We start from the raw sequence: 8,773 nt of genomic DNA, 5'->3' as shown, positions 1-8,773 counted from the left end.
ATTCGTGGCTATTAAAAGTCAAAGTACTATTCGCTTAGAATTCAATCTTAATTCTCCAAAATTCACCAATAACGCCAATTTCAATTCAGAAACTTTCAAATAATTGATACATTGGGCGGTAAATTCATCAGTAATTGCCGAAACACCCTTGACCTCAAGAATAATCTTATCAAAAACCACATAATCAGCATAGAAATGGTGTGGTAAAATGATGCCTTTGTAATTTACTTTATATTGTTTTTCTCGTTCAAATGGTATTCCAGCTTTGTTAAATTCATATTCTAAGGCATCTTTGTAAACTATTTCGGCAAAACCTGCACCCAAATTGTTATGGACCTCCATACACTTTCCAATAATTTGATAGGATTCTTCTCTGTGGATTATTTCCATAGTTATAAATTATTTTGCCACGAATGCACGAATAATATATTCGTAATCATTCGTGCATTCGTGGCAATTCTAAATCAAAGTTCTCTTTTCTTCAAAGCCTTCACCGCATAATCTGCTGCACGAGCCGTAAGTGCCATATAAGTAATTGATGGATTCACACACGAAGCCGAAGTCATGGCGGCACCGTCGGTTACGAATACATTTTTGCAATCATGTACTTGATTGAAGGAATTTAGCACAGAAGTTTTAGGGTCACGACCCATGCGAGCAGTTCCCATATCGTGTATGCCCAAGCCCATGTGCGTTGGGCGGTCATAAGGTGTTACGTTTTTGAAACCTGCCGTTTCGAGCATTTCTACGGCCGAGGCAATAATATCTTTACGCATCGCCCAATCGTTTTCGACAAAAGCGGCATCGGTTACAATCATCGGGATTCCCCATTTATCTTTTTTCTCAGGGTCGAGATAAATTCTGTTGTTCGGGTCAGGTAAAATCTCGCCAAAACCACCAATACGAATCGACCAAGGGCCTGGCTTGGTTAGGCTTTGCTTAAAATCTGCCCCAAAGCCATCGTTTGTAACCCCACTTTCCCAGCCTTCACGGCTTGCACCGCCTTGGTACCCAAAACCTCTCAAATATGCCGTTTGCTTATCGTTCCCCCAGTTTCTGAATCTTGGAATATACATCGCATTCGGTCGTTGGCCATACACATAATCATCTTCAAAGCCTTCAACCGTTGCTTGAGCTCCCGAACCCAATTGGTGGTCCATTAAGTTTCTACCTACTTGGTCGCTGTCATTACCAAAACCATTCTGAAAACGATTCGATTTTGAGTTGAGCATCAAAGCAGCGGTATTGATAGAACCAGCATTCAAGAAGATAATTTTAGCGAAAAATTCTTCGGTCTGCATGGTGTTTTGATTAATAATTTTTACACCACTGGCTCGTTTTTTCTGCTCGTCGTAGATGATTTCAGCTACTATCGAATCATGCAAAATACTTAAACGATTGGTTCGCATAGCGGCAGGAATTGAACCCGACAATGAACTATAATACCCACCATAAGGGCAACCTCTTTGACATTTATTTCTGTACTGACAAGAAGCCCGCCCCAAAGAAGTATGAATATCTTGCGGCTGCGTAAGATTTGCCACACGCCCCACCGTTACAGGACGATTGAATCTTTCGAACATTTTGTTTTTAAAATGAACTTCGGGAGCAAAAAGTGGCATGGCGGGTAAGAAATGTCCATCGGGTAATACTTCTAAACCTTCTTTTTGCCCAGATACGCCCACAAATTTCTCAACGTGCGTGTACCATGGCTCCAAATCTTCATAGCGAATCGGCCAGTCGATTCCGATACCTTCTTTGGCATTGGCTTCGAAATCATGCTTTGCCCATCGGTACGACTGACGCCCCCAGTGCATTGATTTTCCGCCAGTATGATAGGCACGAATCCAGTCGAAAGCACGTTTTTCGATGTATGGGTTTTCTTTATCGTTTGTCAGATGATTTACCACTTCTTCACTTCCAAGCCCCCAAAAACGGCTATTTGCCCAACGTTCCTCGGCCGAAATATTAGAAGTTCGTCCTCGATGTTCGATTTCCCAAGGTTGTTTCATGGCGGTATCGTAGCCTTCGATGTGCTTAATTTCATGGCCACGCTCTATCATCAAAACTTTCAACCCTCTTTCGGTTAGTTCTTTGGCCGCAAATCCACCCGACATTCCCGAGCCAACAACAATGGCATCGAATGTATTATTTTTATTTGCTTTTATATTCAGATTCATGATTTTTCGATTGTTTTATGTTTTTTGCCACGAATTCACGAATCAAAAAACAAATAATATTCGTAAACATTCGTGCATTTGTGGCAGTAAATCAATAAGCGTATGCTTTTTGGTTAGGTTTCAGTTTGATAAGTTCGAGTTTTCCTGGAATCTGTACATATTCAAACGAAGACTTTAAGCCTGCTTCCGATGTGAAATAACCCAAGAGCGTAAGTTCTTTTATTAATCGCCAAAATGGAGAAGTTTTGCTCGTGATTTTTTTGGTTTCTTGCTCCAAAAGTTTTAGAACTCCTCTTCTTTCATCAGTATTTAGTTCTAAAAACTTCACTTTCTCCATCGAAGCCAAGCCTTCCATAAAACTCTGATGCTCAGGTGCTTTATAGCAATCTTTCAACATCATTTCGATAAATGCAGGCACACCAACATCTTTGGCCCCTACCGTGTCTGTTTTAGGAATGATTAATTCGGCAATTTCGGCAACGATTTTCTGTTGAGTTTCGGTTAAGCTAAAAGCTACTCCGCTGGCATTGGGTTTTGTAGCATTTTCCCAATTATCCATCGCCATGAGTGTTGGTGCAGAGAACGCTCCGCCCAACATCAAGGCTACATTTTTTATGACCTCTCGTCTGTTCATCATAGTTATTTAGAATTGAATAATTTTAAGAAACAAATATATTTATTCAATTTTAAATAACTGTCATATACTTAAGTTTTATTCGTGTAGAAACTACAATTAATGGTGTTTAGTCGTGTAGGATTTTATCTTCAAAATAAACTTTCCTTCATAAAAATGTATTCAAATACATTTTTTCGTTGGAAAAAGTGTATATTTGAACAAATATTCCAACCAAAAAATGTTAAGAAGTATTTACAAAGACTTAGTAAAGTGGAAATATTCTCCTAATCGAAAGCCTTTAATTCTTCAAGGAGCAAGGCAAGTGGGTAAAACTTGGCTCATGAAGGATTTTGGTGAGACTCAGTTTGAAAAAACTGTTTACTTAAATTTTGAAAGTAGTGAGAGGCTCAAAAAACTATTTTCAGCCGATTTTGATATAAAACGCATTGTTTCTACAATTGAAATTGAAGTTGGTTATAAAATTCAAGCCGATAAATGTCTGATAATTTTTGATGAAATTCAGGAGGCAGAAAAAGGATTAACCGCCCTAAAATATTTCTACGAACAAGCTCCTCAGTACTATATTATTGCGGCTGGGTCGCTATTGGGTGTTTCCTTACAGAAAAACATTTCTTTTCCTGTCGGCAAAGTTGATTTCATGCGAATGTATCCGATGAGTTTTTTTGAGTTTTTAGATAATATCGGACAAAACCTACTTTTGGAATATCTGGAAGCAGAAAACTGGTCAGTTATTGATGCTTTTCATGATAAATTGGTCGATTATCTCAGGCTCTATTATTTTATTGGTGGAATGCCCGAGGCTGTGGTCAATTATATACAATTTCAAGATTTGAATGAAGTAAGAGCCATTCAAGAGAAAATATTATTGGGTTATGAAAATGATTTTGCGAAATACGCCCCAACCGAAACAGTACCAAGAATAAAATTAGTTTGGAATCATCTGATTAGCCAATTAGCAAAAGAAAATCGAAAATTCATTTATGGACAAGTCAAGAAAGGCTCACGAGCAAAAGATTTCGAAACTGCCATAGCTTGGCTTACCGATGCGGGGTTAATATTAAAAGTAAACATTGTGGATAAACCTGCTATTCCGCTCAACGCCTATACAGACATAGATGTCTTTAAATTATTCTGTTTAGACGTTGGCCTACTCAATGCCAAAGCACAAATTAGCCCAAAAATATTATTAGAAAAAAATACCATCTTGACTGAATTTAAAGGTGCTTTGACCGAGCAGTTTGTTGCTCAACAACTAAAAATCAAGCATGAAATCTTTTATTGGACAGCTCAAAGTGCAACAGCAGAAATTGATTTTCTGATTCAGAAAGAAAATGAAGTGATACCAATAGAAGTAAAAGCCGAAGAAAACCTAAAATCAAAAAGTTTGAAGGTTTTTAGCGATAAATTCCAGACTAAACAAGCCATACGTTTTTCGATGAATAATTACAGAGTGCAAGACTGGATGGTGAATATTCCATTGTACGGAGTGAATCAACTATAAGCCCTCAAAACTCCTTCCGAAACTTAACCGGACTCATTTCGGTGTGTTTCTTGAAGAAATTATTGAAATGTGTAACTTCTTGAAAACCAAGCGAATAAGCAATTTCTGAAACATTCCATTTGCTTTGTTTGAGCATGATTTTAGCTTCTTGCAAAAGGCGTTCGGCAATCAGATTTGAAGTAGTTTTACCACTTGTTTCTTTTACTGCCCGATTGAGATGATTGACATGCACATTGAGTTGTTCGGCAAAATCTGATGCGGTTCGTAATTTTATTTCTGTATGGTTTTCGTCAATCGGAAACTGGCGTTCGAGTAATTCCAAAAATAGCCAATAAATTCGCTGTGAAGCATTGATTGGAAGCTGCTCAATGAGTGTTGAGGGGCGTGTTTTCATGGCAAAATGTATTAGTTCATAAATCTGATTTCTGATGACATCGTACTTATGAATATACTCCGAACTCAATTCGGTTTCTATTTTCCCAAAGATTCCACACAAATAATCAAACTGCATATCATCTAATTCAAAGACATGCGTACCCGCAGGTTGAAAAACTTCGTACTGTATCAGAGTGCCAAATTGATTAAAAAAATTGGCATTGAAAATCACATAAAAGCCCGAAACCTCTGTTTCGATATGCTCCCACTTATATGGAATGAAAGGATTTGAGAAAACAAGGGCTTGTTTCTCAAACGAAAAAACTTTATCGGCATAATGAATACGGCTGTTGCCTCGGCACAGTGTAACTTTGAAAAAATCACGGCGGCGATACGGCACGGGCTTATTGGCAGGGTGCGGTAAACGAAACACATTCACATGCCCGATGTCTTTACTCAGATTTTCGGGAATCCAATCGAATTTGCGTTTATAAAAATCTTCTAAGGACTCAAAACCACTATTCATAATTTTATAGTTTTACATTCAGTGCAACATTCCAAACAACGTTATCACCCGCAATCGTAGAATTCAGTTTGTAGGTGAATATTGATGAGAGATAAACGGGCATTTTTTTCTTGTTAATACTTATCATGTGGCTGTAATAATAGCCTTTTTTATCATCTAAAGTCAGATGGAAAACCTGTGGAAAAAAGCCTAAATAATAGTTTTTCGAGATTCCGATATTCGGAAAGCGTGGTTGGAGCGAAACATAAGAACTTTTTTTAATGGCGTACGGGTCTAAACCTTTGGAAGCAAGTAAGTGCAAGCCTAATGAAAACTTGGAAGATTGATGCCAAACAGGCACAAACTCACCGGCAAAATAACGTTGTGAAACCCAACGATTTTCGGTTTTACCGTTGATACTTACAGACGTCGAACGCAAAACATACGATGGGTGTGCTCCTGCGTGCCAGCTAAAATGTTCGGTACGTTTCGAGCGGTATCTCAGCCAAAAAATGTATGACCACGGCTCACCGTTGAGTCGCCAACGAAGCTCGGGTTCGAAGAAAATATGTTTTTTTCCAACCGTCAAATTAAAAATTGTGGCAGGTTTGCCAAGCATTAAATTAGGGAAAAGTGATACGCCATTATTCGTAATTTGAATATTGGCAGAAGCATGCAACGGTTCAGTTTTTTTGAGTGAATCGGCTTTCTGGGCAAAAATTGCAGTATTACAAAAAAGAAGTAATAGGACTATTTTTAGGCAAAGAGGAGTTTTGTTTAGGTAGTTCATTTTAATAAAAAATAGGTCTGTTTTCTATTACAAAGCTACTACTTTGGCACGAGTTTATTAAACAAAATTCAAATCAAAACTTACGAAAATCAAACAGAGGTCTAAAACAAAAGAGCTGAGTTACGACTACCCAGCTCTTTAATTGTAATTATTTTTTTAAGTGATAGTAAAAATTAAATTGATAATATTTTTTTACTGAGCGTCGGTCGCCATGGAGTTGCCCAGAGTTTAAAAATCACAGAGTTTTTCTATTTTTTCTTTGTGTAACTCCGTGTTGTACTTCGTGTACCTCTGTGGTAGAATATTATCAATTCAATAGTTCTTTATACTTATAATCAATTATCGCTCAAAGCATCACGCAAAATCGAAAATGATTTTAGCTTAACATCTAAATCAAAAATGTGCGAGGCCACCATCAATTCATCAACTTCGGTTTCTGCAATAAAAGCCGAAAGGTTTTTGTTGAGGGTTTCTTTACTGCCATAAAAAGTACAGGCAAGCATGTTGTTTACGGCTTGTCTTACTTCTGGAATTTGATAAACTTCGGGCAATTTCCCTGCGGGGCGGAGTGGTTTACGTTTATTAGTAATGATTCCAACAAATAAATTAATTAAACTTGTCAATAATTCATTGGCTTCCTCATCAGAATCTGCGGCAAGCACATTTACACACGCCATCACATAAGGTTTTTCTAAAACTTCTGATGGTTTGAAATTATCACGATAAATCTTAATGGCAGCTCGAAATTGTGCTGGAGCAAAATGCGAAGCAAAAGCATAAGGAAGTCCCATTTCGGCAGCCAAATAAGCACTATCGGTACTCGAACCCAATATCCAAAGTGGAATATCCAAGCCTTCACCAGGAAACGCTCTTACACGGGCATCACAATTATCATCGCTGAAATAAGTTTGTAGCTGCCTTACGTCTTCGGGGAAATTATGGGCGGTTTCTTGATTTCTACGCAAAGCCATTGCCGTGAGTTGGTCAGAACCGGGAGCTCGACCCAAACCCAAATCAATGCGATTGGGATAAATTGTCTCCAAAGTACCAAATTGTTCGGCAATCACTAATGGGCTATGATTGGGCAGCATAATTCCACCCGAACCTACTCGAATCGTATTGGTTTTTCCTGCTACGTGGCCAATCAAAACTGAGGTTGCCGAACTCGCAATGTATTCCATATTGTGGTGTTCGGCCATCCAAATACGTTTATAACCTAAATTTTCGGCATTTTTAGCAATTTCTACAGTGTTTGCTATGGCAGTTTGGTGAGTGCCACCTTCTACTACTGTGGCCAATTCTAAAACTGATAATGGTATTTTTGTCATTCAGTGTAATCTCTTTCTTTAAGAACCCCAAGCTTATTTAGAAAGTTTCTTTCTGAATAAGCTACCAACAAAAAGAGCGACATAGTGGCCGCTCTTTTTGTTTAAGAATATTGTAAATTAAAAAGTATCAATTATTTAAATTTCCTCCCCTTAAAAAGGGGAGGTGTCCTGACGAAGTCGGACGGAGGGGTAAAACACGGAGAGTCAAAGTTCTAAAAAACTAATTCTACCTTAAAACCCCTCCGTCAAAATTCGACTACGTCAGAATTTTGACACCTCCCCTTAAAATAAGGGGAGGAAATATTGATGCTTTACTCCTTGACTCTAATCGCTTTTGTTTCAAACATATTCATCAAGGTACCTTTCAAGTTATCGTCATCAACTTTTGTCAGTTCAACGTTTACATCATAACCCTGAGCCGAAAAATATATGGTAATTTTATCGGCCGATTCTTCAATGTTTGTAATCGGAATTTTTGGAGCAGAGGCATCGGCTGGCAACGACAATTCTCCGCCTAATTTTCCTTCTTTTCTTTCAAGTTTGGTTACAAATTTGGCATCCCCGTTGGGTGTTCCAAACACAGTAATTTCCCATTTGGCTTCAAAGAAATTTGACTGAGCAAAAGTATTGAATGATACACTCAATACAAAAAGCACTACAAGAACACTTAGTTTTTTCATTTTTATTGAATATTTAGATTGTTTGCTATTTTTTTGATTCATCCAAAACCCCGACAAAAAGTCGGGGACGCCCAGTCGGGGCTATGATATTTTTGTCCATTGGACAATTTAAAAATCCGAAATCATAAATCCGAAATCCAAAATCGTCAATCATTTCACTCTACTTCCTTTTACCTCAATCATTCCCATGAGTTTGCCTTTTAGGTTATCGGCATCTTCTTTGTTGAGTTCCATGTTGAGACTCATACCATTGGCTGAGAAAAATACTTTGACTTTTTCGGCATCAACTTCTTCAACTTTTTCGAAGGCTTGACTTCCCATTTGTTGAGAAATCATTTTGCCCGAAAGCACACCATTGTTTCTTTCAAATACAATATCAATCGAAACATCACCGGCTGGAGTACCAATCATTTTGGTTGCCCATTTTCCTACAAAATAATCATTCGCGGCGGCGGCTTCTACTTTGACTGGTTCTTTCAATGAGCTTTCGTAAGCCATTTTAAATTCAAGACCCATCACCACCATCAATGAACCTGATTCTGCCTTTGTATTGGAGAAAACTACATAAACATCTTGCAGTTTCCCATCCAAATTATTTGGTAATTGAATTGGCACTGAAACCGATTTTGGCGTGAAATCCATTTTATCAGATGGCTCTAAGAATGCCGAACGCCCAAGCAATGGACCAGTCGGGCTACCTAAACGTGCCTCAACTGTTCCACCAACTGCTCCGAGTTGAGGTTTCGGTGCGGTTGCTGCCACTTGAATTTCTGAAAC

8 protein-coding genes and 1 pseudogene are annotated in these 8,773 nt (G+C 38.2%); 1 reads left to right on the top strand and 8 read right to left on the bottom strand.

What is annotated here, in order from left to right:
• Positions 1-18 precede the first annotated feature (18 nt).
• The 3 genes from ACOVO2_RS00680 to ACOVO2_RS00670 all read right to left on the bottom strand — a co-directional run bounded on the left by ACOVO2_RS00680 (position 19) and on the right by ACOVO2_RS00670 (position 2,817).
• A complete protein-coding gene (locus tag ACOVO2_RS00680) occupies positions 19-390 on the bottom strand; it encodes a GxxExxY protein (RefSeq protein WP_421768122.1) in 372 nt (123 codons plus the stop codon).
• 74 nt (positions 391-464) lie between these two features.
• Complete coding sequence (locus ACOVO2_RS00675; protein WP_421768121.1) at positions 465-2,180, bottom strand: GMC oxidoreductase; 1,716 nt, start codon at positions 2,178-2,180, stop codon at positions 465-467.
• A gap of 91 nt (positions 2,181-2,271) precedes the next feature.
• On the bottom strand, positions 2,272-2,817 hold the full coding sequence (locus ACOVO2_RS00670) for a gluconate 2-dehydrogenase subunit 3 family protein (protein ID WP_421768120.1): 546 nt from the start codon (positions 2,815-2,817) through the stop codon (positions 2,272-2,274).
• A 217-nt stretch (positions 2,818-3,034) separates the two neighbouring features.
• Here ACOVO2_RS00670 and ACOVO2_RS00665 point away from each other — a divergent pair, with 217 nt between their 5' ends.
• Positions 3,035-4,318 carry an ATP-binding protein gene (locus tag ACOVO2_RS00665; RefSeq protein WP_421768119.1) on the top strand — a complete coding sequence of 428 codons (1,284 nt, stop codon included), beginning with the start codon at positions 3,035-3,037 and terminating at the stop codon, positions 4,316-4,318.
• Between the two features lie 4 nt (positions 4,319-4,322).
• Here ACOVO2_RS00665 and ACOVO2_RS00660 read toward each other — a convergent pair whose 3' ends face one another.
• From ACOVO2_RS00660 to ACOVO2_RS00640, 5 genes and pseudogenes are all read right to left on the bottom strand, one after another.
• Entirely contained in the window at positions 4,323-5,219 is an 897-nt protein-coding gene (locus ACOVO2_RS00660; protein WP_421768118.1) for a helix-turn-helix domain-containing protein, read from the bottom strand.
• A gap of 4 nt (positions 5,220-5,223) precedes the next feature.
• Complete coding sequence (locus ACOVO2_RS00655) at positions 5,224-5,988, bottom strand: hypothetical protein (RefSeq protein WP_421768117.1); 765 nt, start codon at positions 5,986-5,988, stop codon at positions 5,224-5,226.
• Positions 5,989-6,323: 335 nt separating this feature from the next.
• Entirely contained in the window at positions 6,324-7,316 is a 993-nt protein-coding gene (locus tag ACOVO2_RS00650) for an LLM class flavin-dependent oxidoreductase (protein WP_421768116.1), read from the bottom strand.
• 311 nt (positions 7,317-7,627) lie between these two features.
• On the bottom strand, positions 7,628-7,996 hold the full coding sequence (locus tag ACOVO2_RS00645; protein WP_421768115.1) for a hypothetical protein: 369 nt from the start codon (positions 7,994-7,996) through the stop codon (positions 7,628-7,630).
• Between the two features lie 150 nt (positions 7,997-8,146).
• Positions 8,147-8,773: pseudogene (locus ACOVO2_RS00640) on the bottom strand (cytochrome C); the annotation flags it as partial.

Origin of the sequence: Emticicia sp. (genome assembly GCF_049241225.1) — a bacterium.
Taxonomy (GTDB): domain Bacteria; phylum Bacteroidota; class Bacteroidia; order Cytophagales; family Spirosomataceae; genus Emticicia.
Note: the sequence above shows the minus strand (reverse complement) of the source record. Positions and strands in the feature narration are given on the sequence as shown.